The organism is Marinomonas lutimaris (genome assembly GCF_019426345.1).
GTDB classification, from domain to species: Bacteria; Pseudomonadota; Gammaproteobacteria; order Pseudomonadales; family Marinomonadaceae; genus Marinomonas; species Marinomonas lutimaris.
In genome coordinates this window covers 40,761-65,663 of the sequence record NZ_JAHLLW010000016.1, presented here as the reverse complement: position 1 = coordinate 65,663, position 24,903 = coordinate 40,761, and the positions used below count along the sequence as shown (strand labels likewise).

Annotated in this window: 21 protein-coding genes and 1 pseudogene (1 of these 22 cut by a window edge); 11 read left to right on the top strand and 11 right to left on the bottom strand. The window is 42.5% G+C overall.

What is annotated here, in order from left to right; genetic code table 11:
• The first annotated feature begins 18 nt into the window (after positions 1-18).
• A complete protein-coding gene (locus tag KPL72_RS16135; protein ID WP_219703724.1) occupies positions 19-987 on the top strand; it encodes a restriction endonuclease in 969 nt (322 codons plus the stop codon).
• A 47-nt stretch (positions 988-1,034) separates the two neighbouring features.
• On the top strand, positions 1,035-1,655 hold the full coding sequence (fic, locus tag KPL72_RS16130) for a protein adenylyltransferase Fic (protein ID WP_219703722.1): 621 nt from the start codon (positions 1,035-1,037) through the stop codon (positions 1,653-1,655).
• A 123-nt stretch (positions 1,656-1,778) separates the two neighbouring features.
• On the opposite strand, the gene KPL72_RS16125 is transcribed toward fic, so the two are convergent.
• The 6 genes from KPL72_RS16125 to hsdR all read right to left on the bottom strand — a co-directional run bounded on the left by KPL72_RS16125 (position 1,779) and on the right by hsdR (position 9,301).
• A complete protein-coding gene (locus KPL72_RS16125; protein WP_219703717.1) occupies positions 1,779-1,940 on the bottom strand; it encodes a hypothetical protein in 162 nt (53 codons plus the stop codon).
• A 250-nt stretch (positions 1,941-2,190) separates the two neighbouring features.
• Positions 2,191-2,673 (bottom strand): hypothetical protein, encoded by a 483-nt coding sequence (locus KPL72_RS16120; RefSeq protein WP_219703715.1) that lies wholly within the window; start codon positions 2,671-2,673, stop codon positions 2,191-2,193.
• The gene (locus KPL72_RS16115) at positions 2,673-3,380 is read right to left on the bottom strand and encodes a DUF3800 domain-containing protein (RefSeq protein ID WP_219703713.1); all 708 of its coding nucleotides are present in this window, start codon (positions 3,378-3,380) and stop codon (positions 2,673-2,675) included. The genes KPL72_RS16120 and KPL72_RS16115 overlap by 1 nt, the downstream gene beginning before the upstream one ends.
• A gap of 15 nt (positions 3,381-3,395) precedes the next feature.
• Positions 3,396-5,201 (bottom strand): restriction endonuclease subunit S, encoded by a 1,806-nt coding sequence (locus KPL72_RS16110; RefSeq protein WP_219703712.1) that lies wholly within the window; start codon positions 5,199-5,201, stop codon positions 3,396-3,398.
• Entirely contained in the window at positions 5,201-6,706 is a 1,506-nt protein-coding gene (locus tag KPL72_RS16105) for an N-6 DNA methylase (protein ID WP_219703710.1), read from the bottom strand. The genes KPL72_RS16110 and KPL72_RS16105 overlap by 1 nt, the downstream gene beginning before the upstream one ends.
• 120 nt (positions 6,707-6,826) lie before the next feature.
• A complete protein-coding gene (gene hsdR, locus KPL72_RS16100; protein WP_430010743.1) occupies positions 6,827-9,301 on the bottom strand; it encodes an EcoAI/FtnUII family type I restriction enzme subunit R in 2,475 nt (824 codons plus the stop codon).
• A 229-nt stretch (positions 9,302-9,530) separates the two neighbouring features.
• Between hsdR and KPL72_RS16095 the strand changes: the two genes are divergently transcribed.
• The 3 genes from KPL72_RS16095 (at position 9,531) to KPL72_RS16085 (ending at position 11,920) form a co-directional block, all read left to right on the top strand.
• A complete protein-coding gene (locus KPL72_RS16095; RefSeq protein WP_219703707.1) occupies positions 9,531-10,184 on the top strand; it encodes a hypothetical protein in 654 nt (217 codons plus the stop codon).
• Positions 10,184-10,954, top strand: a complete 771-nt coding sequence (locus tag KPL72_RS16090) for a DUF3307 domain-containing protein (protein ID WP_249422306.1) — start codon at positions 10,184-10,186, stop codon at positions 10,952-10,954. Before KPL72_RS16095 ends, KPL72_RS16090 begins: the two co-directional genes overlap by 1 nt.
• 105 nt (positions 10,955-11,059) lie before the next feature.
• The gene (locus KPL72_RS16085; protein ID WP_219703703.1) at positions 11,060-11,920 is read left to right on the top strand and encodes an NAD(P)-dependent oxidoreductase; all 861 of its coding nucleotides are present in this window, start codon (positions 11,060-11,062) and stop codon (positions 11,918-11,920) included.
• 85 nt (positions 11,921-12,005) lie between these two features.
• Here the strand turns inward: KPL72_RS16085 and KPL72_RS16080 are convergent, their stop codons facing one another.
• Complete coding sequence (locus KPL72_RS16080; protein ID WP_346729522.1) at positions 12,006-13,184, bottom strand: BaiN/RdsA family NAD(P)/FAD-dependent oxidoreductase; 1,179 nt, start codon at positions 13,182-13,184, stop codon at positions 12,006-12,008.
• A 345-nt stretch (positions 13,185-13,529) separates the two neighbouring features.
• Between KPL72_RS16080 and KPL72_RS16075 the strand changes: the two genes are divergently transcribed.
• The 6 genes from KPL72_RS16075 to KPL72_RS16050 all read left to right on the top strand — a co-directional run bounded on the left by KPL72_RS16075 (position 13,530) and on the right by KPL72_RS16050 (position 21,532).
• Positions 13,530-14,114 (top strand): hypothetical protein, encoded by a 585-nt coding sequence (locus tag KPL72_RS16075; RefSeq protein WP_212915531.1) that lies wholly within the window; start codon positions 13,530-13,532, stop codon positions 14,112-14,114.
• Between the two features lie 102 nt (positions 14,115-14,216).
• Complete coding sequence (locus KPL72_RS16070; protein WP_212915532.1) at positions 14,217-15,512, top strand: imelysin family protein; 1,296 nt, start codon at positions 14,217-14,219, stop codon at positions 15,510-15,512.
• A gap of 92 nt (positions 15,513-15,604) precedes the next feature.
• The gene (locus tag KPL72_RS16065; protein WP_219703701.1) at positions 15,605-16,984 is read left to right on the top strand and encodes a di-heme oxidoreductase family protein; all 1,380 of its coding nucleotides are present in this window, start codon (positions 15,605-15,607) and stop codon (positions 16,982-16,984) included.
• On the top strand, positions 16,984-18,042 hold the full coding sequence (locus KPL72_RS16060; RefSeq protein ID WP_219703699.1) for an imelysin family protein: 1,059 nt from the start codon (positions 16,984-16,986) through the stop codon (positions 18,040-18,042). Before KPL72_RS16065 ends, KPL72_RS16060 begins: the two co-directional genes overlap by 1 nt.
• Positions 18,043-18,075: 33 nt before the next feature.
• A complete protein-coding gene (locus KPL72_RS16055; protein ID WP_249422303.1) occupies positions 18,076-19,167 on the top strand; it encodes a DUF1513 domain-containing protein in 1,092 nt (363 codons plus the stop codon).
• A 112-nt stretch (positions 19,168-19,279) separates the two neighbouring features.
• On the top strand, positions 19,280-21,532 hold the full coding sequence (locus KPL72_RS16050; protein WP_219703693.1) for a sensor domain-containing protein: 2,253 nt from the start codon (positions 19,280-19,282) through the stop codon (positions 21,530-21,532).
• A 120-nt stretch (positions 21,533-21,652) separates the two neighbouring features.
• Here KPL72_RS16050 and KPL72_RS16045 read toward each other — a convergent pair whose 3' ends face one another.
• The 4 genes and pseudogenes from KPL72_RS16045 to KPL72_RS16030 form a co-directional block, all read right to left on the bottom strand.
• Positions 21,653-22,975 (bottom strand): OmpP1/FadL family transporter, encoded by a 1,323-nt coding sequence (locus KPL72_RS16045; RefSeq protein WP_219703691.1) that lies wholly within the window; start codon positions 22,973-22,975, stop codon positions 21,653-21,655.
• Between the two features lie 218 nt (positions 22,976-23,193).
• Positions 23,194-23,571, bottom strand: a pseudogene (locus tag KPL72_RS21505) (DDE-type integrase/transposase/recombinase); the annotation flags it as partial.
• Positions 23,572-23,806: 235 nt separating this feature from the next.
• Positions 23,807-23,998 (bottom strand): transposase, encoded by a 192-nt coding sequence (locus KPL72_RS21500; RefSeq protein ID WP_219703689.1) that lies wholly within the window; start codon positions 23,996-23,998, stop codon positions 23,807-23,809.
• 113 nt (positions 23,999-24,111) lie between these two features.
• Positions 24,112-24,903, bottom strand: the end of a protein-coding gene (locus tag KPL72_RS16030) for a non-ribosomal peptide synthetase (protein ID WP_219703688.1). The gene runs 13,413 nt beyond the window's last position; 792 of the gene's 14,205 nt are visible here — the last part of the coding sequence; its start codon lies beyond the right edge, outside the window — the gene reads right to left on this strand; its stop codon occupies positions 24,112-24,114.

Below are 24,903 nucleotides of genomic sequence, written 5' to 3'. Positions count from 1 at the left end.
AACGACTTAAGGAAAAGTATGATCCCTAATTACCAAGACTGCATGAGGCCTTTTCTTGAAGCCGTAAAAAATGCACCTGATACGGAAGTAAAATTAAGAGACATCATTACGACCATTAGCGATCATTTTCAACTTACAGAAGCAGAACGCTCCGAACCCTTACCCAGTGGCAAACAACCCATCATCGACAATCGTGTGGGTTGGGCGCGCACTTATCTTAGTAAAGCTGGATTGATCGACAGCCCACGCCGTGCGCACTTTCAAATTACTCAACGCGGACTAAACGCCCTGAGCGATACAAGCACCAAGATCAATACAAGCTATTTAAAACAGTTTGAAGAGTTCATCGACTTCACCAACACCAGCAACACAACAGAAAAAAATATCCTGCCAGAGCAAACAGACCCGAACATCACACGACAAGACATCACGCAAGAAGAAAGTACAGTACAAGAAGACACAGCAACGCCCGACGAAATATTGCGTAACGCCTATAAAACCATCAACGACGCCCTCGCTCAAGATATTCTAGAGCGCACTCGCAACGTGACACCGTCTTTCTTTGAACAACTACTCATCGACCTACTCATCACCATGGGTTACGGCGGCACAGAAGAAGGCACAGCTCACGCGCTGGGCAAGTCGGGAGACAATGGCGTAGATGGTGTAATCAACCAAGATCCGCTCGGCGTGGATCAAATTTACATCCAAGCCAAGCGCTATAAACAAGGCAATAACATCAGCTCTGGTGACATCCGCGACTTCTTCGGTGCACTCAACCTAAAAAATGCCCAGAAAGGTATTTTTATCACCACTTCTGACTTTACCTCCTCAGCCATTGAAACCGCCCAACGCCTCAGCACACGTATTGTTTTAATCAATGGAAATGAACTCGCTAAGCTCATGTTGCGGTACAATATCGGCAGTCGAAACGAGCAGACCTTACAGATCAAAAAGATAGACGAAGAATTCTTCGACCAGAATTAGAAAATATTTCCAACCAGAAGACATAGTAAAAACAGAGGGCATGTAAAATGCTATTGGAAAACAAACTCAATATCACTGATCAAATAGAACTCGCGAAAGCGGAGGAAAAAATCAGTAAGCAAAAAGCGAAACAACTGTTTGACTCCAATGACATAGAAAAAATTGAGATTGGCACCTTTAGAGGGCTCGCCTTTATCCACGCCTACTTGTTTGAGGACATCTACCAGTTTGCTGGCAAGGTTCGCGAGGTAAACATAGCCAAAGGGGCTGATCTTCAAAATATAAGCAGCTTTGCTCCCCTCATGTATTTAGAGCCATCGCTGAAACACTTCGATGCCAAGCCTCAGAGCAATTTCGATGAGATCGTCGAAAAATACGTAGAGATGAACATCGCCCACCCATTTCGCGAAGGCAACGGTCGCGCTACTCGTATCTGGCATGATCTTATATTCAAAAAAGAAATCAAACAGGTAATAGACTGGAATGCCGTCGATAAAGACGAATACTTCTCAGCTATAAAGCGCAGCGTCGTCAAAGACGTTGAAATTAAAGTGTTACTCAAACAAGCCTTAACCGATAAAATCCATGACCGCGCAGTATTTATGAAAGGCATTGACGTGAGTTACTACTACGAAGGCTACAGTGAGTTTAAGACCGAAGAGCTTTAGCTTGCCTAGTAACGAAATTCTTTCCCAACACCTCATCTTGCCAAAACAAACAACTTTTACATTGTAGGTTTTACAAACTAAAAAGCCGCTATTAAGCGGCTCTGGTGTAGACAATAAAGTCATTTATTGTGGCATGTTCTTAGCTTTTTCAAGCATTTGTTGCTGCTCTTTAAGCGCTTTCTTTGCGATCCGATCAAAAAACTGGCGTTTTTCTGCAGATTTAGCATGTCGAAAAAAAACAGAAAAAGGCGTCGATTTCACTTTTTCTTTTTTAGGAATTAGCATTTCGTATCTCCTTAACTACCGTAAACCTACAATAGTCTCTAATTGCTCACGATTGTACTTTTTGCGCAGAATCTCGCTAATAAAGCATAAAATTAGTCATGAAGAAATACAGCTCCCCTTCTGCTTAAAACGAATTACTTGCAAATATTGACTCATGTAGCTAAGATTCACGCATCTCATCTACCATGTGTAGAAGGAGTTACGACACCGTCCTCGCAAGAGGGCGAGGTCAGCTTTTCTTAGTTATTTCCTATACATTATCTTTATTTCGTTCCCAACGTTTATTGTATTTTCTTCTTTCATGTTCACGCTCAACGTAAAATGCAGTCCAAGGCAAGATATAGTCGCCTCTATCATCTAGCACAACTAAATATCCTTCTTGCTCATACCAAATATGAATGCGCTTATTTTTACCTTTAGGTTCTGCCCACATTTTTAAAGATAAATGTTGATCGTTTTCAATAATTGGCTTTGGCCAACGAATACGCTCACAACGACGAAAATCCGGTGTTCGCTCGTTTTCATCATCCCCTGTACTGGTCATATGCCAAAAAGTAGCAGACTTTCCATCGTATTCAGGATATCGCTTTAACCCTAGCCTAACGCCACGAAAGGTCGGCTTTGATAAGACAAAATCTGCTTCAAAATAAGCATAGATAGCATTTAAATAACGATTCCAATTTCCGTCGTAATCATTAAATAACACCAAACTTGGCAGCCATGCCGATGTCATTAGGAATCTCCCTGTCCATTCCAAATTAAAAGATTAAACTTACTTTCTCTAATCAAAGTATTGCGCGTTAATTGATAACCACTGCGCTCTTTAATCCTTGATATTAAATCAAGCTTTGCTTGATTCGTTGTTAGACCTCGATGTAAATAGGCTAATGCACCTATCAACAGATCTGCCACTTGAAGCTGTTCCGCTTCATGAGAATGAATGCGCTGCATTTTTTCTATCATATGTTGCGAAAAATCATAATGACTATTGCAAACGACATCGTGCAACTTGGTAATTTTTTCATGACCCAATGTGTCTTTAATATCAATGTAGACACGATATTTTGATTCTGGATCAAAGATACTTTTCAACATAACAAAGTACATTTTGTAGTACCAATCATCATGAGTTTGACCAAAGTCATGATGATTAAGAACTGTTTTATCAGGTACGACTAAACCTCTAAAATGACAATCATCGTCATCAAAAAAGTAATCAATGACATCGAGATAAAAGTCCAACCGCCCTTTACTTACCTTAGTCCATTTGATTTCAAAATCTGCTGACAGTCCATGTTTTACCTTGATTTCTCGAATCCGTTTGGAAATTTCAGCCCGCTTAGCCACAGGACACCAAAGCGCCCCCAACGTCATCACGTTAATGCCATCGTTTTCTAAGTGGCAAGATTCATCACAATACACATTATAAAGTTCGCTCATAGAACCTCTCCTTGGTTACAAAGCTTGCTCAACTAGGGCATCAGCAAGGTTCAGTTGCGTGGTTTGCGCTTCGCTGAGTCGGGCTTTCAGCTGATCGCAGATAGCCATTAATTCATCGACTTTAGCGACGATGCGGTGCTGCTCTTCGAGTGGTGCTATTGCTATTAGACAACCACGTAATTGTGTTTTATTTATAGAAGCCAAATTAGTCGTTTGCTTACTGGAGCCTGCGAAATAATTACGAGCATAAGGTCCATTAAGATATTTTTCTAACCAAATTTCACTTTGCTCTTCAATAAATATTCGGGCTTTAAATACATGATTTTGATGACCTACGTAGTCAAGCTCATCTGACCAAATTGCGGTTCGCCCTACTTTATCCCAATCGCCACCCTCAGTTATTAATAAATCCCTTTTTTTAACTCTATATTTCTCTTTTTCACTAATCGGAATTTCAATTTCTTTTAAAAAATTTAAATCGAGATAGTTCCGCTGGACATTTGCAACACTTAAATATGGAACCTTTACAACTTCCCTACCAGCCAGCTTTCTTCCCTTTGTAATACCTCCTTGAATCTCAACTATATTTTCGAACCTAACCCACTCCCATCCCTCAGGCAGCCCGAACGGTTTTTCATCATCTGAAATAGGTGGCAGTGGCTTTTGTTTTTTAATTTTCTTTTGCTTAACAAGTTCTTCTTTTTCGGCGGCGATACGCTCAAGTAGAACGGACGCTGGCTCGTAATTTGGACTATTTCTCGCCTCGCGGCTGGCCTGTTCAACCAATTTACCCGTGACCGCCAGTTGTAGGATGGTTTGCTTTAGCTGGTCAATGCTTTGTTCTGTGGTAAATAAGGTGTCGAAATGACCACTGATGCGCATCCAGCTTTGTGCTAATTCTTCGGCATTCTGGCTATCCACTAAGGTGTCTAGCAATACAGTCACTAAGGTTTGGTGAGCATCAAGGCTGGATTCGGTTTGCGCTTCGAGCTTATCGCAAAGCGCCATCAACTCATCGACTTTAGCGACGATACGGTGTTGTTCGGTTGTTGGCGGAACTGAAATTATACCCATTTGAAACTGCTTATCATTGATTGCAGGGTAAGCCACTCCAGTCTGAACGGATTCTACATATCTAACAAAAGGCGTACTTCTCAAATAACGATAAACATAGTTACCGACAATACCATTTAGTGGATGAATAATTGCAAACGCTGTACTGGCAATAGGCTCATAGGAAAACTTCTTATCTATGATCGCGATATTTAATAAATAAGGTCGTATTGTGGAATAAATGACTGTCCCTTCAGTAACAATTTTTCGTGCTCGTGAAGGAGCGTCTTTGCCTTCCAGAATGGTTGGTGACTCAACTAATCCATATACTTTATCTATAGAACCAACATCAATGTATGAAAACGTTCCTTCTGGTTGCTTCTGACCTAGATCATGGCCAATTTCTTGAATCCGACACCACTCCCACCCACTTGGCAGTTCAAATGGTTTTTCGTCTTCGGTAATCTCTGGCAGCTTTTTCGGCTTTTTGATTTTGCCTTCTTTGACTAGCTGGGCTTTTTCTTTGGCAATGCGTTCGAGCAGAACAGACGCAGGTTCGTCATTCGGGTCTTGAGCGACAAGCTTGCCACGAACAGCTAGTTCTAGAATCAGCTCACGCAGTTTTTTGATGCCGTAGAGTTCTATTTTTTTGCTTGAGCCACGACCAGAGCTGGATTTGCGTTTGATAGCGCTGCTCCAGATGTCGATGTGCTCGGTGATCAGGTTTTCTATCGGGCTAGAATGTGTTGTTTGAGATTCCACCGACATTACTTCTCTCCACCCGTAGTTGAGCCAGACGAGCTTAACGCCGCGCCGAGTATGTCTTTTAGCTGGTTGCGTAACGCCGCGATGTCGTCTTGTTGCGCTTGGTAAGTGGCCAGTAATTCTTCTGGATCGTGGCTTTCTACCGTTTCTTGATACGGGTTTTTAATGTCTAAGTTAAAGTTCCGCGCGATGATCTCGTCGATAGAAACTTTCCAAGCGTTGTTAGTTTCGACTCGGCTGGCAAAGCCATCTGCTTCGTCGCCCCACCAATCGATTTCGGCTTGAAATTCTTCAAACTTCATCGGCTTGGTTTTATTGTAGTTTTTCACACCGTCTGGATACGGATGCTCATAAAACCACACGTCTTTCGTCGGTTGGCCTTTGGTGAAAAACAGGATATTAGTTTTAATGCCAGTGTAAGGGTTAAACACGCCATTGGGTAAACGCACGATAGTGTGCAGGTTACATTCTTCGGTGAGCATTTTTTTGATTTTAGTTTTCACGCCTTCGCCAAATAAAGTGCCATCAGGCAAGACCACGCCTGCTCTACCGCCGTTTTTGCTATCGGTTGGCTTAGAAAGCACCTCGATAATCAGTTGTAGAAATAAATCCGCTGTCTCACGGGTTTGCATGTCTGCCGGAAAGTTCTTTTCTATGCCGTCTTCTTCTGTGCCACCGAATGGAGGATTGGTTGCAATCACATCGATGTTGCTGTCCCAGCTCGACAGCGGTTTGTTCAAGGTATTGCCGTGGCGAATTTGCACGGGCACCTCGATGCCATGCAACATCATATTGGTGATGCACAATAAATGCGGCAGCTGTTTTTTCTCAACACCGTGAATTTGCTTTTGTAGGGTTTGATGATCGTCCGTGGTTTGCACGTAACGCTCTTTCACATGATCGAAAGAGCAGGCCAAAAAGCCACCGGTTCCCGTAGCTGGGTCCATGATGGTTTCGCCCAGCTTTGGATCAAGACGATCAACAATAAACCGTGTAACGGCACGAGGCGTATAGAATTCCCCTGCGTTACCAGCACTTTGTAAATCCCGCAAAATTTGCTCGTAAATATCGCCAAATAGATGACGTTCATTGGAATCGGTAAAGTCGATTTCGTTTAACTTGTTTATCACTTGGCGCAGCAGCGTGCCGTTCTTCATGTAGTTGAAGGCATCACTAAAGGCTTCTTTCACCACAAAACCGCGTGGGTTTAGATCGATTGGCGCGGTGAGGTTTTTCAGATCGTAAAATAAATCGTCGTTAACAAAATCGAGTAACTCTTCGCCCGTTATGCCTTCGGGATCTGCCGCCCAGTTGTGCCATAAATACTCTTCAGGAATCGGTGCTTTGTAAGCGCCTTCCAGTTCAAAGGCGAGCTCTTCTTCTTGAGCATCGAATACTTTAAGAAACAGCAACCAAGACATTTGACCAAGGCGCTGAGCATCGCCATCGACACCAGCGTCTTTGCGCATTATGTCTTGAATGGATTTTATTGCAGAACTGATAGACATGGGCTTTCTCTTAATAAAACTTTTCGTAAAAAGTACGGGCGCTGAATGGTTAGCGCCCGAGGAATAGGATGTTGTTAATTATGTAATGCAAATCGAGCCACGTTAGATAGGAATGAACGTCTAAGCCGATTTTGGTTCGTCTGATTGGTAAATCTCACTTTCAAGTTCTCTGATCGCTTCGTCATATTGTGGTTTGCCACCAAAGCCTTTTTTTACAATTTCATTCGGGCGACCAATTTGGTCAAATGGCGTCACTTTGAGCACTTGAATGTTTTCTATCTCTTGTACGCCAATGTCGGCGTATTTGTCTAACAACTGACTCAGCACTTGCTGAGCCGTTTCGCCGTATTTAACAAAGTAATTGCGCTTTTTCACCTTGTCGGCACGTTCGCGTCGCGTCAGCGGTGGCATATCATAAACCACATGACAGATCAGATCGAATGGATCTAGCCCTTTTCCGACTTCCTCTTCTAACGCTTCCCAAATAATGCCCTGCTCTGCCAATTCATCGATGATGACTTGCTTACGTTCTGAGTCTTGCCATTTTTTGGTAAATTCATCGAGGGAGGCAAATTGTTTCGCCATGGTTTTGCGCGTGTAATCTTTGAATGACTCGGTCACCAGCTTGCCGTCTGTATCGTAGTATTGAATACGCTCAGCAATGGCTTTCACCTTGACGCCATTCACATAGAACTTGCGAACTTTGTCTTCGTCGTTCCAATCTGTACTGTCATCACTGTTATCAAAGGAACCAAAGTCATCACTCATGGTTGAGTTAGACGCATCGTATGGCGCTTCTGGCTCTTGGATGGAATCAGGATCTATCTCTTCGTCGCCAAAAGGATTTTCAATATCATCCATGCCATCGACGATATCGTCTAGCGCCTCTTCTGTCTCATAATCACTGGTATGTGTTTGTTTGATTTGCACAGGCTCACCATCGAATCGTTCGTCAGCAAACAGCTCGGTAGCCTTTTTAAAGTCCATGATGGTAAACCAGAGTTTACCGTATTTTTCATCGATACGAGTGCCACGACCAATGATTTGCTTAAACTTAGTCATGGATTGAATGCCTTGATCCAACACCACCAGTTTACAGGTTTTGGCATCCACCCCTGTGGTCATTAACTCCGAGGTTACGGCAATTACTGGGTAGGCTTTTTTCGAGTTAATAAAATTATCCAGCTGACCTTTACCCAAATCCTCATCGCCCGTAATTCGCATTACGTACTTATCATTTTTCGCCATCTGCTCTGGATTAAGATTGGCAAAAGCTCGACGCATACGCTCGGCGTGATCAATATCGTTACAAAATATAATGGTCTTCGACATTGAACCAATACGTGTTAAATAATTGGTCACGGTTTGCGCCACCAACTGAGTACGCTCATCGATGACTAAAGTTCGATCCATGTCTTTTTGGTTATAGATTCGATCCTCTATCACATTGCCTTTTTTATCTATTTGCTCTTTGTAAGGTCGCCAACCTTGTACATCAATATCAATGTCGACACGCACTACTTTGTAAGGCGCTAAGAAACCATCCTCAATGCCTTGCTTTAACGAATAGGTATAAATAGGATCGCCAAAATATTCGATGTTAGAGACTTCATCGGTTTCTTTTGGTGTGGCGGTCAAACCTACTTGAGTCGCAGAGCTAAAGTATTCAAGGATCTCTCGCCAAGCACTCTCTTCCGATGCGCTGCCACGATGGCACTCGTCGATAATAATTAGATCAAAGAAATCGGGATCGACTTGCTTGTAGGCTTTTTGGTCTTCTTCTGGTCCAGTTAAGGCTTGATATAAAGCAAGGTGAATTTCGTAAGCAGGATCAACTTTGCGGCCCGTGATTTTCGTCATGGCCGTGCCAAAAGGCTGAAAATCATTAATTCGGGTTTGGTCTACTAATATATTGCGGTCGGCTAAAAAAAGAATGCGCTTCTTAGCTCTTGCTTTCCATAAACGCCAAATAATCTGGAACGCCGTGTAGGTTTTACCTGTTCCGGTTGCCATCACTAACAACAATCGATTTTGGCCTTCAGCAATGGCTTCGACTGTTTTGTTAATGGCTTGCAGCTGATAATAACGCGGCGCTTTGCCTGTGCCATCATCATGATAATCTTGTGCGATAACCGGAAGATTTTCGGTTTTATAACCTTTCCATTGGCAGTATTTTTCCCAGAGTTGCTTTGGTGTAGGGAAATCTTCAAGGCGAATTTCGGTTTCTAATTGAGCTAGGTTGGTCTTATCGTGAAAAATAAAACCATCACCATTGGAAGCAAATACAAAAGGTACTTCAAGCAAACTGGCGTAACCTAAGGCTTGCTGCATGCCTTTGCCAACTTCGTGCTTGTTGGCTTTCGCTTCAATGACCGCGAGCGGCATACTTGGCTTATGATACAAAACAATGTCTGCCGACTTCACTTTCTTACGCGCCGCCATCTGGCCGCGAACAATGACCATGCCGTCTTTGAGCTTTACCTCTTGACGTATCTGCGTCATATCATCCCAACCAACGCTTTTTACAGCGGGCAGAATAAACTTAGTGATGATGTCGGTTTCTGTTAATTTTGCTTTGTTAATGCCTGAGGCCATGCCATTTATCCGCTGCAACTCCATTTAACTTCCTAATATAACGAAAGTTTTGTGTAAAGCCGAGCGTATTAGAAAACTAACCTGCAAACGGATCACCAATAAACACTTAAATACTGACCAAACCAAATTTGGTCAGTATTTAGTGGCCAAACTGGCTTTAGTCAATAATTTGTGCTTTTATTACGGCTGCACTTAGCGATTAATCTTGGCGAGCTGGGAGGATGGATGCATGAGTTTGAATAGCAAAGCGGCGCTTGGCGGTGTGATTACCGGTGATATGGTGAATTCTAGTGCTTTGTCTGATGAAGCACACCAAGCATGTTTGCAGCAGATAGAACAAACCATTGTCATTTTTCAAGATGAATTCCATGCTCAGGGCGATGTGTTTCGCGGTGATGAGTTTCAGGTATTTGCCCCTGAGCCAAAACACGCGCTGCGCTGCGCTATATTGTTAAGACTCACGCTGATGAAGTGTGTAAAAGGCGCGGATGCTCGGGTGTCTATCGGTATTGGCCGGTATCAACAGATCGAAACGGAGCTGAGAAAAACCGCCAAAGGCGAAGCTTTTCAACTATCAGGCCGAGCTTTAAAAGACATGGATGAAGAACGCCTCAAACTGTCTTTGCCAGACACAGTTGAAGCCAACCCCAGCCGTGATTTATTGATTCGCCACTTAGATTTTATGATGACGGGGCTCAGTGAAAAACAGGCCGAAGTCTTGTTCCCTCGCCTTCTTTATCCAGAATTCACTCAAGAGGCTCTTTCCGCGAAAACGGGAATCCACCGCCGTTCATTAGCCTCACGGTTGCAACGCGCCAACGCGAGTTTGATACTAGATACTTTGGATGTCATAGAAGCCACGTTAATAGGGAGTAAGTCGTGATGTTTCAGTTCGACGGTTTGGCCGTGTTGCTCTTGTTGTTACTGGGGCATGTGATTGGTGATTTCTTTTTACAACCCAACACTTGGGTGAAAGACAAAAATACCCATCAAGGACGTTCGCGCTCTTTGTATTATCATGGTCTGGTTCATGGTGCTATTGTCTTAGCGATTGTTAGTTTCGCAACCGCCACCAGCTTGTTAGGCTCGCTTTTCATCGGCTTATTATTCGCCGTTATTCATAGCCTAATCGATTATACAAAAGTGAAAGTTGGACAAGGCTTTTTGTGGTTTATCATCGACCAATTACTTCATGCCCTAAGCATCCTATTTTTATGGTTTTATCTCTTTGATAGCGCGATAGAGCAACTCAAAACACTCATCAATGACATAGATTACAACGCAGCTTTGCTCATCGCTCTCGCTTATTTAATGATGCTCAAACCGGCGTCTATCATCATCGGAGAGATTCTGTCTAAATGGTCGGCGGACTTGGAAGCCGATGTGTGTGATTCGCAAAACAAGAAAGTACAATCCTTACCGAATGCAGGCCAGTATTTGGGCTACCTTGAACGCGTCTTAGTGCTGACCTTTATACTAAACGGCCAATACACCGCAGTTGGTTTTGTACTCGCCGCGAAATCCATCTTTCGCATGGGGGATTTACGTGAAGCTCACGATAGGAAGTTCACCGAATACGTCATGCTTGGCTCACTGTTTTCAGTGAGCATTGCCTTATTTACCGGCTTTGTGGTGGCGAAGCTGTTGCCTTAGCCACCCTGTGGTTAAAACAGGTTCTACGATATTGCCATTTTCATCTGCTAAAACGGCTGACATATATTCATGTTTAGAAAATAACACCGATTAAGAGAGTAATTTATGAAACGTATTGGTTTTTTGGGTTTAGGCATCATGGGTAAGGCGATGGCATCAAATTTGGTTAAGGCTGGATTTGATGTGACGGTGTGGAATCGCAATTCTGCAAAATGCGCTGAGTTAGTGGCATTAGGAGCTCGCCAAGGCGCGACGCCAAAAGACGTGACTGCTAACTGTGATATCACCTTTGCCATGGTGTCGGACCCTGAAGCGGCGTTAGCACTTTGCCAAGGCCCGGATGGTGTTGCAGCAGGAATTGGCGCTGGTCGAGGTTATGTTGATATGTCGACGGTTGACGACGGCACATCAAAAACAATCGCTGCTTTGATAAGCCAAGCGGGCGGACGCTTTTTGGAAGCGCCGGTTTCTGGTACGAAAAAGCCCGCTGAAGACGGTACTTTGATCATTCTCGCCGCGGGTGATCAATCCCTTTATGACGATGTTAAGCCCGCGTTTGAGGTGATGGGTAAAATGTCGCCCTACCTTGGCAACGTCGGCCAAGGCGCAAATATGAAGCTAGTCGTTAATATGATGATGGGCGGCATGCTGAGCATTTTCAGTGAAGGCATGTCTTTGGGACAAAAAGCTGGTTTAGATGGTCAGCAGATTTTAGACATAGTCGATGCTGGCGCCATGTCGAATCCGATGTTTAAAGGCAAAGGCGCCATGCTGCTGAATGAGAACTACACCACCAGCTTTCCGCTTAAACATATGCAAAAAGATATGCGCTTGGCCGTCGCACTGGGTGATCAACTTGAACAACCTTTGCCAAGCGCCGCGATTGCCAATGAAGCGTTCAAACAAGCGATAAAAGCAGGCTTTGCGAATGAAGACATTGCCGCGGTTTATAAAGTGATAAAGTAATGAGCGTTCAAAGATGAGAAGGTAATTGAATCATTCAACTACCTTCTCTCTTATTCACTACCTGTGCTCAGTATGTTATTCAAGCTTAAACATACTGCCCTGCACAAAACCCACTCGCCCATGCCCACTGGAAGTTATAACCTCCAAGCCAACCCGTCACATCTAGCACTTCACCTATAAAGTAGAGCCCTTTTTGTTTTTGTGATTCGAAGGTTTTCGAGGATACTTCGTTGGTATTTACGCCGCCTAAGGTTACCTCTGCGGTGCGATAGCCTTCGGTTCCATTAGGAGCGATGTCAAAGTTGGCAAGATAATGAAACAGATTGTCGATCTGTTCGTTAGACATTTGTGCGCTTCGCTCGGTTAACCAAGGGAATTCTATTTTGACCAGCTCTACTAATCGCTTTGGTAATAAGTTTGATAAGAAGCCTTCGTAGCTTTTTTTCGGAGTGCTTTGGCGAACGTCGAGTAAGTCGTCTAAAGATAAGGTCGGTGCGATATTAATGTTAAGCGCTTCGCCTGGTTGCCAAAAATTGGTTATTTGCAAAATAGATGGGCCACTGACACCGCGATGGGTAAACAACATTGGCTCTTGGAAAGTTACACCACTTGCTGTTGCAGAGATCTCGCAAGCAATACCAGACAATTCAGCAAGCTGTGCTTTTCTATCTGGCTGTACCGTAATAGGTACCAAGCTAGCACGAGTTGGTAGAATATTGTGTCCTACTTGTTTAGCGATGTCGTAACCAAAGCCTGTTGCACCCATGGTTGGAATTGACAAACCACCCGTGGCTACCACAAGGGATTCACAAACAAAGTCCCCTTGATTAGTTTTAACAAGGGTCTGCCCGTCTTGAAAATCGATATTATGAATTTTTGTGTTTAACTTTAGCTCTGCGCCAGACCATTCAAGCTCTGTCAGCAATATATCAAGCAGGTCCTTTGCAGAGTGCTCACAAAACAATTGCCCTGGCGTCTTCTCTACATAATCCAGACCATGTCGATCAACTAGATCAACAAAGTCTTGCGACGAAAAACGGCGTAGCGCAGAAATGCAAAAATGTGGATTGTCAGATAAAAAATGCTTTGGTGCAGCATCTATGTTAGTAAAGTTACAACGTCCTCCGCCAGACATAAGAATCTTTTTGCCTGCTTTATTCGCGTGATCCAACACCACCACCTTTTTACCTCGGTAGCCCGCAGTTGCCGCACACATTAAACCAGACGCTCCGGCACCAATTACGATCACATCAACTTTATCCACAACCTACCTCATCACTTATTTGTGGCTGCATTATAGTGTCTGGGACATTTATTGCCATCGAATAGGCTGCGTTTTGTATCAAATAAAAGCAAAAATAGAATTGCCAAATCTTGTCCACAGAAACCGTTAAGAAGGCTGTGGGAATCATTAAAATCCCCTTAAAATTCAATACACTAAATAAAATCAAACATTATTTTTTATATTTTAAAAAAATCCTATATACGTCAATACCCAGAATTTTTTTGAGAAATGCAAACTATTTTTAAAAAAGACTCTGTACAAAATAACTGTCTGGATATACAGTACTGTATAAATAAACAGTAAAGATATTTTAAGGAAGTGGATATGATCAAGCTATTAAGCCCTACTCATACTATTCATAAAGTTGCACTTTTAGCCATTATGGCTTTAGCTTTGTACGCACCAGCAAAAGACCTTGCTCAATTTGCAGAAGCATATTTTGCAAAAGAAAGCATTCAAATTGTTGATGCATCATTTGGTACTAATATGCCTTGGCAGGAAGCAAGCTCTTCTTATGTAAAAGTCAGCCAAAATGCACAAACAAGCTTATCCAGTTCTCAAATTATCTATACAAAATTACGCTTTACTAATCCGACGTCTGAGCCACAAACCTACCGTAAGATTTGGTTAAATTTCTCTCACGCAAACGGTGATCAGGAATACACTACGGATTACACCTTATACAACACCGAAACTCGTCAGCGACTTATTGGGCAGTCAATTCAGTTAGGGGCCAACAGCAGTATTGATGTCGTTGCGGCATATCGATTTATTCCTAGCTATAAGAACAAATCACCTATCAGTATGAGTGTTTCTTGGGAAGGGCAGAATCTTTTAAGAGATAAAGCATGTGAATATGATCTTCACAATACGGCAGGCAATTCTTTTCAATATCAGTGCGGGAATTAATAGTTCCCCACTATTAATGTAAAAAATGTGCAAAGACATTCATTGATAATCGTTTTCATTTCTAATATTATGCTTGCACAAAATAATATTGGAGCTTCAGACATGAAACGATTGTTAACCCCCATCGCAATTTGCGTTACAGGTGCGATGCTTACTGCATGCGGACCTGCTACCGTAAAACAAGAATCTAACGCTATCACTGCAGATTCCGTCGTCGTTCATTATGCTGACATTGCCGAAGCTGTATACGGTGACTCTTTAACAACTGCAAAAACACTTCGTTCCTCTATTAATACATTCTTAGCTAATCCTACAGAAGCAAACTTGAAAGCCGCTCGGACTGCTTGGATTGCAGCTCGCGTTCCTTATCAGCAAAGCGAAGTCTATCGCTTTGGCAATCCAATTGTGGATGAATGGGAAGGCAAAGTTAACGCTTGGCCATTGGACGAAGGCCTGATCGATTACGTTGCGGTAGACAGCTACGGTACAGAATCCGATCTTAATCCTCTCTATGCTGCGAATGTTATTGCGTCAACAAGCTTGATGATCGGCGGCGTAAAAGTAGATACAACCAGCATTACTCCTGAACTAATTTCCGACAACCTTCAAGAAGCCGATGGTGTAGAAGCAAACGTTGCTAGCGGTTATCACGCGATTGAATTTTTATTGTGGGGCCAAGATCTAAATGGCACTAATCCTGGTGCTGGCGAACGCCCTGCCACAGATTTTGACCTAAACAATTGCACCAATGGAAACTGCGATCGCCGTCGTGATTATTTAGTAGCAGCTACCGATTTGTTAATTTCTGATTTAGAAGAAATGGCGAATAATTGGAAAGAAGGCGGCGCTGCACGCGTTGCGTTATTAGAACAATCACCAGAACAAGGCCTTTCTACTATTCTTACCGGTATGGGCAGTTTGGCATATGGAGAGCTGGGTGGCGAAAGAACTAAGCTTGGTTTGATGCTACACGACCCAGAAGAAGAGCATGACTGTTTCTCTGACAATACCCATTGGTCACATTATTATGATGCTAAAGGCATCAAGAATGCGTATTTAGGTGAATACAAACGTGTTGATGGTAGCTGGGTAAAAGGTGCGTCTCTATCTAATCTTGTTGCTAAGCAAAATCCACAATTAGACACAGAAATGAAGCAAAAGCTGAATGAAACAGAAGCCGCTGCTCAAGCAATGGTAGATGCTGCGAAAAAAGGTCAAACCTTTGATGTTCTCATTGCAATGAATAACACAAAAGGTAATCAACTAGTACAAACCTTTGTTGATTCATTGGTAAACGAAACACGCACCACTGAAGAAGTCATTCATGAGTTAAATCTTGAAGGCATTGCTCTTGAAGGATCTGATAGTCTAGATAATCCAAGTGCGGTATTTCAATAGAAAGTAGAATAATAATCTGCTACCTATAAGATTAACAAATGGGATGCCAAGGAAGATGTGTCATTTAGTCAGTTAATGGTATTTGTCTATTTATGACAGCAAATTTAAGAAATGGTATTTTTCTAGTAGCTGGCGTTTACGCCAGCTTTTTTTGTTTTCAGAACAAAGCTATTGCCAGTGATTATTCAACTCCGCTTGCAGGTATTAAGGTTGAAGACAAACTCGACTTTCATATCGGTGAAGGTGTTTTTCAAAAATTCTGGGTACCAGCACCCTCTTCAACGACTGCCAGCGACGGCTTAGGCCCGTTATTTAATACTCGCTCGTGCAACAATTGTCATGTCAACAATGGACGCGGCCATGCACCAGAAGCAAATATAAGTGGTACATCCGTTCCGTCTTTTTTAATTAGGCTTGGAAAGTCTTATCCTATCGTCAACAACAAGAGTAATAAAATCTACCCTCACATTGGCGATAAACGCTACGGGCATCAGTTTCAAGGTCAAAGCTCTCCTGGAATTTTGCCTGAAGGCGATTATTACCTTACCTACAGCACTCAGATTGAAACACTAAAGGATGGAACTCAAGTAGAGCTACGAAAGCCAAACCTTCATTGGAAAACGCTTAATTATGGCAACTTCGAAGACGGCACTGGTTTTACCATGTTGGTTTCACCAGCATTAGTGGGAATGGGACTATTAGATAACATTCCGGACGAAATAATTATGTCTGGCGCTGATCCTGACGATAAAAATAATGATGGTATTAGCGGTCGCGTCAGTTGGGTTTTCAGTGACAAAGAAAAAGTCATTGGCCGTTTTGGCTATAAAGCTTCTGTGGCTAGTGTTAGCGCGCAAAATCAGTCTGCATTTAATAGCGATTTAGGTCTATCGACGCAGCTTAACCCGTCACCGTCAGGCGACTGCACTGCGTTTCAACGCGATTGCATGGAAAGCCCAAATGGTAACAGTCCACATTTAGATAATTTAGAAGTAGATAAACAGCAAGCGAGATTGGTCGATCTTTTTGTATCATTATCTTCACCTCCCGCTATGCGTAATCTAACCAGCAACACTTTTTTAGACGGTAAACGTTTTTTTGAGGATGGAGGCTGCGCTAGCTGCCACACTCCCAAAATGAAAACAGGCAATAATTCAGATTTTGCAGTATTAAATAATCGTACTTTTTACCCTTTTACAGACATGCTATTACACGATATGGGGCCTGAGCTGGCCAGTGGATTTCCAAGCTTTTCCGCAAGTCCTAGCGAGTGGCGAACAGCGCCCTTATGGGGAATTGGGCTATCGAAAAAAGTGTCAGGCCGTGTGAGTTTTTTGCACGATGGCCGAGCTCAAACCATCGAAGAAGCCATTCTTTGGCATGGCGGAGAAGCTAAACGCAGTCAACAATATTATAAGAATCTAAACAAAGAACAACGTCAAAAACTCATCTACTTTTTGGAGTCGCTTTAATGAAATATCTTCCAAAGCTAATCGCCCTAGCCATTAGCGCTTCCACACCTCTGCTTGCCTCAGCTGGTCAGTGGGAAGGTCCACTCAACGGCATCGTAGCCAACGTGGTCAAACAAGGCTATGAATCCTATTCTGAATCATCAAAGACATTACAACAACGCACAGATGCACTCTGTGCTTCACCATCTAAAACAACTCTTCATGACGCGCAAGAGGCCTTTCAAACCAATGCGTTAGATTGGCAACAGGTTCAATGGCTGAACTTTGGCCCTGTCACTTACTTTATGCGTTATTACGCTTTTGAATATTGGCCAGATAAGAAAGGCGTTACTCAACGTCAGCTAAGAGCGCTAGCACAAGGCGATCCTGCGGTCATGGATGCACCGAAATTTTGGACCTCGGCAAGTATTGCTGTGCGTGGACTAACAGCAATTGAAAGTTTGCTTTACCATCCTGATTTCGAGCCAACACAATCCGTTGAGCACTGCCGATTACTAGGGAAAGTCACCGCTCATCATCTAGAAAGTGCCAACGCTGTAGCCAAACAATGGCAAGATGGAAAAGCACAAGATTGGGTATTTGACGAAGAAGGTACTGGCTTTGATCCAGAAAAAGTCGCGCTAGAATTATTTTTACAACAATGGATCGAACACATGTCGGCGGTTAAAGACGCCAAGCTCGAAACCCCGATAGGCTATAACAGCCGTGAAAACCTAAAACTTGCCGAATTTTACCGAAGCGATCTTTCCTTAAGAGCCATACAAAAGAATCTGCAGTCTTATCGTGAAATTTATCATGCAGGTTCACCATCTTTATACGAAATTGCCAAACAAACCAATCCTGCACTAGCTGAACAGTTTGAAGAGCAACTCACGCAGAATATTAAATTAGCCCTTCAATTACCAAGTGATTTCTTCCATGCCGACTACACGCAAGAAGCTCGTGTTGCTCTAGCAAAGCCGTTGGTGAAGTCCATATCTAATAGCCAATCTTATCTCGCCAGCATGGTGACTCAACTAGGCTTCCAAATTGGCTTTAATAGTAGAGACGGAGACTAACTACAGATGCTTTCAAGACGGTCTTTCCTTACGATGAGTAGCGCTTTGAGTGGCGCGATCATTACTGCACCATCTTGGGCAACATTAGCCCAACAGAATGCAGGTAAGAAACTTTATGCTTCGGCCTATTCTCTCAATAAACAAGAGCACTTTTTTGGCCTGTTTGATGAGAAGGGAGAGATGATATGGGACACAAAGCTCTTAGATAGAGCACACGCTCCGGTTGTTCATCCTAACCAAAGTATTGTAGGTATTGTCGCCCGAAGACCTGGTTTTTTTATGGATTTTTTTGATGTATCAACACATCAAAATATAATGCGCATAGAGCCAACTCAAGACCATCATTTTTATGGGCACGCTCTCTTCACTACTGATGGAAAGCGCTTGATTACTCAAGAAAATCACTATCCTTCAGGACAAGGTAAAATATTTGTGCGCGAATGGCCAAGTGGTCAGGTGGTTCAATCTTTTAGCAGTAATGGTATTGGACCTCATGAGTCCGTACTTTTAAACGACCAAGTATTAGTGATTACCAATGGTGGATTGATGACTCATCCAGACGAAGACCGAAAAATCTTAAATCTGGATACCATGAAACCAAACGTTACTTACTTGAATCTAAAAGATGGCAGTGTCTTAAATCAGTCTGGCAATAACGATGAGCTGCACCAATTAAGCATTCGGCATCTTGACGTAAACCAGCATGGAACCGTTGCTTTAGGTTTTCAATATCAAGGGGCAATGTGGGATCAAGTTCCACTGGTTGCCTTATCGCGCATTGATCAAGAAGAATTAGAATATTTACCGATTCCGGAAGAGGTGAGAGTTCGTTTTAAACAATACTGCGGCAGCGTTTGCTTCGATAACTCAGGTGAAATACTTGCAATAAGTACACCTAGAGGCGGGCTGGTCGCCTATTGGCACGTGGGGTCAAAAACCTTCTTAGGAGTAGAAAATTGTCGTGATGTTTGTGGCCTTGTTGCTACAGACAATGCCCACGAATTTTTATTAACCAGCGGCATTGGCTCTCAGCTAACAAGCAATCCTGTACAAAAAGTCAGCAAAGTGATTAAAAAACACCCAGACTTACATTGGGATAATCATTTGCGACAAATCAATACATGATTTTTTAATTAAAACTATAAACTAACGTAGTCAAATTCTTGATTTTTAGGTACTGTCTATTGAAAGCCGCAAATAACTGCGGCTTATTTTTTTCGCATTATGAAGTTTATTAATGTTTATTGATTTTCTTAAAAATTACTTTCTAGTAGATTCAGATCCCTCAACAGGGGGAGACGAAAAAGCCTTCCAGCAAAGCGCCTTACGAATTTTACTCGCGCTGACAATTTGTATTTTTGCTGTCTCAGAAATCCACACTCTATTTATATCCAGCGAGATTTCTTTCTTAGGCATAAACAGCACGTACCTATGCTTTCTTGGTGCCCTACTTTACTTCAGTGACAAGTACACAAAAACTACAGCCGTTTTTTTTCTTATAACTCTAATAACCACAAGCTTTCTATTACTCACACTCAGCGATGAATTTCATGCAGAAAAATATGCATTAGTATCGTTATACTCGTTACCACTCATTACTCGCCTACTCTTCAGCTTCAAAGCCTCTCTAGTAGCAATGATTGTTAACCTTTATCCTTTTTATCTGATGACTAACGACGGACTGAATAACGGCCAAATAGATATTGCGTCGTCTTTTTATTTTCAATTGCTGACTTTCGTCACGCTCAACATCGGCTTACCTCTAGCGGTCTCAAGAATCATTCAAACGCTTGAAAACAACGCCTCACATATGAGATTGCTTTATCGCAAGCTAAACGATAATTACGCGATGTATGAAGAATTCTTTGAGAACACAGGGACGCCAACCCTACTTTGTGATCAACGAGGTAAAATCCTTAAAGCCAATCAATTGGTTCGCGAGTTACTTACCAACTCTCCCAACAAGCACATATCTGATTCCACAATTACTGACTGGTTGTCACCGCTTGGTCAGACAGGTCGCTTTTTTTGGCAATCGAACATAGCGGAATGCACTTTAAAGAAAAAAACAAACGTACACATTGAAATACGCAGAGCATCACTAACCCAGCATGGTTATTATGTTCTTCATTTACAAAACACAACTCAACTAAAAGCAATACAGCAAGAGCTTGAAAATACACAACAAACTAATAGCCGCTTAGCCCATTTTGATTTGCTCACACTTTTGCCTAACCATCGACACTTCTGTCGTCAAGTAAACCAACGCATTGACGATCAAGATAGTCATTTGACTGGCGCTATGTTCATTATTCGTATTAGCCAATTTAAACTACTCAACAAACAATACGGAAAAGATAGTGCCAATAAAGTCATTCTCAATTTCTCAAAAACATTACAAAATAAACTGTCTGAACACGCTATCATTGGCCGCTTACGGGGCGTAAAATTTTCTTGCTTTGTACCGTTAGGGCAAGCCTATTTAATTCAAAAAAACCTATCAGCTCTCATTCACTCTGTACTACCTAGCCAAATAACTGTCGATGGCAGTAGATTGAATATGGACTATCAGGTAGGCATCGCTTACTACCATACTGATGGCAAAACAGCAGAAGAACTATTAGAACACTGTGAAATGGCATTGGAGTACTCGACCAGTACAGATCGCTTCTCGTACTACAATAATAGTCTTGAACATAAGCTCATTGAAGAACACAAGCTTGGCTTGAAACTCAGCGCCGCCATTAAAAATAAAAAAATCGCACTCTGGCTACAACCACAAGTATCACCCAATGGACAAATACGCTCCTTCGAAGCACTTGCCAGATGGCAATGCGATGGAAAATTCATTCCTCCTACAACCTTCATCAAAATAGCAGAAAAACTAGGCCTACTTCCGCTACTAGCTGAAAACCTAGTACGCGAACTCGTAGAGACCCTATCGGAATGGCATAAAGAACACATTCATACACCAATAGCCTTTAACTTGGCTGGACAAGAACTGATGAATGATGCATTTTTTGCTTTGTTGATGACATTAATTGCTGATAATCCATGGCTAGGTAGTATGCTGGAACTAGAAATAACAGAAACCAGCCCAGTAATGACACACCCACTCATACACAAGCGTTTAAGAAGTTTATCGCAATATGGCTACTCAATCGCCATTGATGACTTCGGTACGGGCCAAGCCTCGCTGGGGCAGCTTGTCGACATCCCTGCTAACATACTAAAAATAGACCGTCGTTTTGTTTCACCCTTACCAGATGACCAACGCCATGTAGACATTGTCAAATCAACTATACAGCTTGCTGAATCACTTGGCATGAGAGTAATCGCGGAAGGAATCGAAACGAAAGAGCAAGCTAATTTACTAGCCGCCTTAGGCTGCCAAACACTGCAAGGTTATTATTTCGCTAAGCCATCACCTCTCAGCGACTGGACAGCAAAAGACAACGCCAAAGCGAAAGAGCTACGAATGGTGTATTAAGTCAAATAGAGTAAGACATCAGCAGTTTCAAAGAATTACCTACCCCAGGATACAAAAAACCAGAGATCAAATTGAATTGAACTCTGGTTTTTTAAAGCGTTGCCACTCAAAAGGGATAAGTTAGAACGCCATGTTCATTGCAACAGAGATAACATTAGCAGATGACTCATAATCTGCATTTAACGTTCCACGAGCACTATCTTCAGGCAAATTAGTACGATTCACAGATACATCATCTATCATCACATGCGTAAATGCGAACGTAGCAGATGTCATGTCATTGAAGTCATATGTGCCACCGATAGAAATCCATTTACGATCACCATCTGGTGTCCGTGCTGAACGATATTTGTCCGTCACAGGCGAATTATCCATGGCCACACCAGTACGTAAAGTCAATTTATCTGAATAGGTATAAGTCAAACCAGCAGAATACATCCATTGATCTTCAAAACCAAAAGTAAGTACTGAATTTGCCTGAGAGCTGTCAAAATCGATATTTAAACCTTCTAAGGAGCTCCAGCCAGTTCTGATCGCTGATAGCCCTAAAGACCATTCAGGCGTTAAATCCTGCTCAACACTAAATGTTAGTACAGACGGCAATGTCACAGAATCACTAACATTAGTATTAACTAAATTACGTGATTGTAAAAAAGCTAATGTAGCTGAATTACCTGTATATTTAACATCCCCTTCAAAATCAAAATCCACTTCACTGCGGTAACCCAAACCGAGACGAGTGCCTTTTTGAGGCTCTACCATTACGCCTAAAGCATAACCGTAACCAATATCGTCGGCCTCAATGCGACCAATCCCTTCACGATCTGACCCTACACTTATACCAACAGCCGACTCCAAAACCACTTCAGCTTTATGAATTTGAACACTGGCGCCAACTGATGCCCAGTCATTAACACGATGCGCTAGAGAAAAACTCAGAGCAATATCCTGAATGGCTGTTTCAGTAGCGTGAAAACGCCCCGCCCAGTCTTGACCATAATCCCCTGACAAACCAAAAGGTACATTTAATGAAATACCTGCTACCGTTTTATCAGAAAGCGGCTTAGCAAAATAAACAGAAGGTACCAAGGTATTATCAACGGAATCTTGCGTAGCACCATCAGCAGTTAAATCTTGAGGCCCAGGAAAACCACCTCCACTTGGTGTAACATCAGTTGCCGAGTTTACCGTCACATCCATACTCGGCATGACATAAGCTCCTGACACATAGACAGTTGTATCTTTAGCATTTACAAAGAGCGCAGGGTTCCAGAAGCTGGCAGAAATATCTTCATTAGAAGCTGCTACACCGGCTAAGGCTTTACCTGAAGCTGTGGCGCTGTGATCATTTAAAGCAAAACCAGCTGAATAAGCTGATGACGCTGCTGCTACAGAGGCGGCAACAAGACTTGCTTTAAACAAGAATTTTGAGGAGGTAGTCATAAATAAGCTCCATTGTTATTTTTATTGGAAATTTTATTTTCTATCATTAAACCACTTATACGCTTCAAGTATAGAAGCACATAGGGTGATATTACCAGCAAGTATTTCTTGCGCAATAGATTATTTACACAATATTAGTCTAAAAAGGAAAAATAGTGATGGGTCGCAGACATACTTACATTGTAAATTTATTTGGAATGAGTGAACTCAGGAAATGGTATGAGTAAAGCATCAATAACGGACTCCGCTGTAGCCCTTGATCTCATTGACCACCCTACGACCAATCTAGAAAATAGATCAACAACGACGGTCACGTAAAGCCAGCCTTCTTTTGTCCGGATGTACGTAAAATCGGTCACCCATACTTGATCTAGTTCTGAGACAACAAACGCTCTATCGAGTGTATTGGGGGCTGTATTACGTTCAGATCCACGATAAAAAACAGGGTGGCGTTTGTAGCCTATTAGCGCTTTTAGACCCTCGCGGCGCATCACCCTTAGCACAAAATTCTTCCCACAAGACTGACCTTCTCCCTTTAGGTCTGTGGTGATTTTGCGATAGCCATAAACACAACCTCTTTCAAGCCAATGCGGTTTAATGGCAATAGCAAGCTAGTCATCCTCTTGTTCTCGTCGACTTTTTGGACAACTTAGTCAAGCATAAAAAAACGCTCCTATAGACTTGCAGCGCTCGACACAAGACAACAATAGAATAATCATTGAGCCGTAATTTTATGGACGTGTACTTTTCTTTGACTCACCGGGAAAGTACACGGCGTCCTTTAAAATATACCTTCTGTTCGGTCACCCGTTTAAGTTCAGCTTTGAGCCGTTAGATCTCTGACAAAGCCGAATCTTCCGCTTTTCGACTCGTTTCAGATTTGCTGTATCGGGCAATCCAATCATGCATACTTTTGTAACTAACGCCAAGTCGCTCAGCCACTTCTACAATTTTATAGCCCCGCTCAGTGACTTGTTTAACAGCTTCAATTTTGGACTCATCGGTATAACGTTTTCCACTCATAATTAACCTCATTTTTACCTATTATTATATAGCTATGAGATGTCTACAAAAGTGGGTCCATACCGATTAAGCACCAAGCTTATGAACTATTAATATTTTGAAATTACGTTACTTCATACAGCTATATCTACAAGCTGTATTAAATAACTTGATACACGATTATCTCTTACAATACTGTCATGATCTCCTTCTAATATTATTTTGTTCGTATCACCATATTTATCCCATTCACCTTTCATAGCTCCTTTTTGATACATAGAGCCATTCAAAGTTTGGCTGGACCAAAAAACATGCAGCGAAGCTTGTACTGGTTGTAATACATGCTTTCTCATTTGCTTATGACTATTCATATAGAGCTGCATCTGCATAAAACGTAAGTCCTGTTCGCCCTCGCCTGAGAAGGTGTCTTGCCTTTCATCCAGCAGTTTGACCAGTGTCTCAAAGGCGTATTTATCCTGAGAGCGGTTTATGGTCTGTACATTCTGCAACGAGGTTTCCAGACGTTGTAATGCATCCTGTTTATAATCCAACAGCCATTCCCGGCGATGATGATCCAGACAAGCCAGATAGCGTTTTACCCGATCAAGGCCAGTGACCTGAAGAGATACATTGGACACATCTGCTCTGGCATCAATAAGGGTAACCCACTCCACACACTCGCCTTGTTCTTCCAGGTAACGGGTTAGCGACATGGCAAGCCAGGCACCAAAAGACCAGCCGACAAACCGATACGGCCCTTTCGGTTGTATCGAGCGAATACAGCGGACATAGCGCTTGGTCAGGTCTGCTATCGTTTCTTCAGTCTTTGTCTCTGCATACAGAGCCAAAGACTCAATGCCATACACCGGAAAACGGTTATCAAACGCCTGTACCATATCCTGATAAGCCCGTACGATGCCTCCCGC

Bases quoted from the DNA above. Each gene is read 5' to 3' on its own strand.
- KPL72_RS16085 (WP_219703703.1), top strand. From the start codon at position 11,060: ATGAAACGTATTGGTTTTTTGGGTTTAGGCATCATGGGTAAGGCGATG.
- KPL72_RS16125 (WP_219703717.1), bottom strand. From the start codon at position 1,940: ATGCTAATTCCTAAAAAAGAAAAAGTGAAATCGACGCCTTTTTCTGTT.
- KPL72_RS16045 (WP_219703691.1), bottom strand. From the start codon at position 22,975: ATGACTACCTCCTCAAAATTCTTGTTTAAAGCAAGTCTTGTTGCCGCC.
- KPL72_RS16135 (WP_219703724.1), top strand. From the start codon at position 19: ATGATCCCTAATTACCAAGACTGCATGAGGCCTTTTCTTGAAGCCGTA.
- KPL72_RS16060 (WP_219703699.1), top strand. From the start codon at position 16,984: ATGAAATATCTTCCAAAGCTAATCGCCCTAGCCATTAGCGCTTCCACA.
- KPL72_RS16065 (WP_219703701.1), top strand. From the start codon at position 15,605: ATGACAGCAAATTTAAGAAATGGTATTTTTCTAGTAGCTGGCGTTTAC.
- KPL72_RS16115 (WP_219703713.1), bottom strand. From the start codon at position 3,380: ATGAGCGAACTTTATAATGTGTATTGTGATGAATCTTGCCACTTAGAA.
- KPL72_RS16095 (WP_219703707.1), top strand. From the start codon at position 9,531: ATGAGTTTGAATAGCAAAGCGGCGCTTGGCGGTGTGATTACCGGTGAT.
- KPL72_RS16075 (WP_212915531.1), top strand. From the start codon at position 13,530: ATGATCAAGCTATTAAGCCCTACTCATACTATTCATAAAGTTGCACTT.
- KPL72_RS21500 (WP_219703689.1), bottom strand. From the start codon at position 23,998: ATGAGTGGAAAACGTTATACCGATGAGTCCAAAATTGAAGCTGTTAAA.
- KPL72_RS16050 (WP_219703693.1), top strand. From the start codon at position 19,280: ATGTTTATTGATTTTCTTAAAAATTACTTTCTAGTAGATTCAGATCCC.
- KPL72_RS16105 (WP_219703710.1), bottom strand. From the start codon at position 6,706: ATGTCTATCAGTTCTGCAATAAAATCCATTCAAGACATAATGCGCAAA.
- KPL72_RS16120 (WP_219703715.1), bottom strand. From the start codon at position 2,673: ATGACATCGGCATGGCTGCCAAGTTTGGTGTTATTTAATGATTACGAC.
- KPL72_RS16110 (WP_219703712.1), bottom strand. From the start codon at position 5,201: ATGTCGGTGGAATCTCAAACAACACATTCTAGCCCGATAGAAAACCTG.
- KPL72_RS16070 (WP_212915532.1), top strand. From the start codon at position 14,217: ATGAAACGATTGTTAACCCCCATCGCAATTTGCGTTACAGGTGCGATG.
- hsdR (WP_430010743.1), bottom strand. From the start codon at position 9,301: ATGGCCTCAGGCATTAACAAAGCAAAATTAACAGAAACCGACATCATC.
- KPL72_RS16055 (WP_249422303.1), top strand. From the start codon at position 18,076: ATGAGTAGCGCTTTGAGTGGCGCGATCATTACTGCACCATCTTGGGCA.
- fic (WP_219703722.1), top strand. From the start codon at position 1,035: ATGCTATTGGAAAACAAACTCAATATCACTGATCAAATAGAACTCGCG.
- KPL72_RS16090 (WP_249422306.1), top strand. From the start codon at position 10,184: ATGTTTCAGTTCGACGGTTTGGCCGTGTTGCTCTTGTTGTTACTGGGG.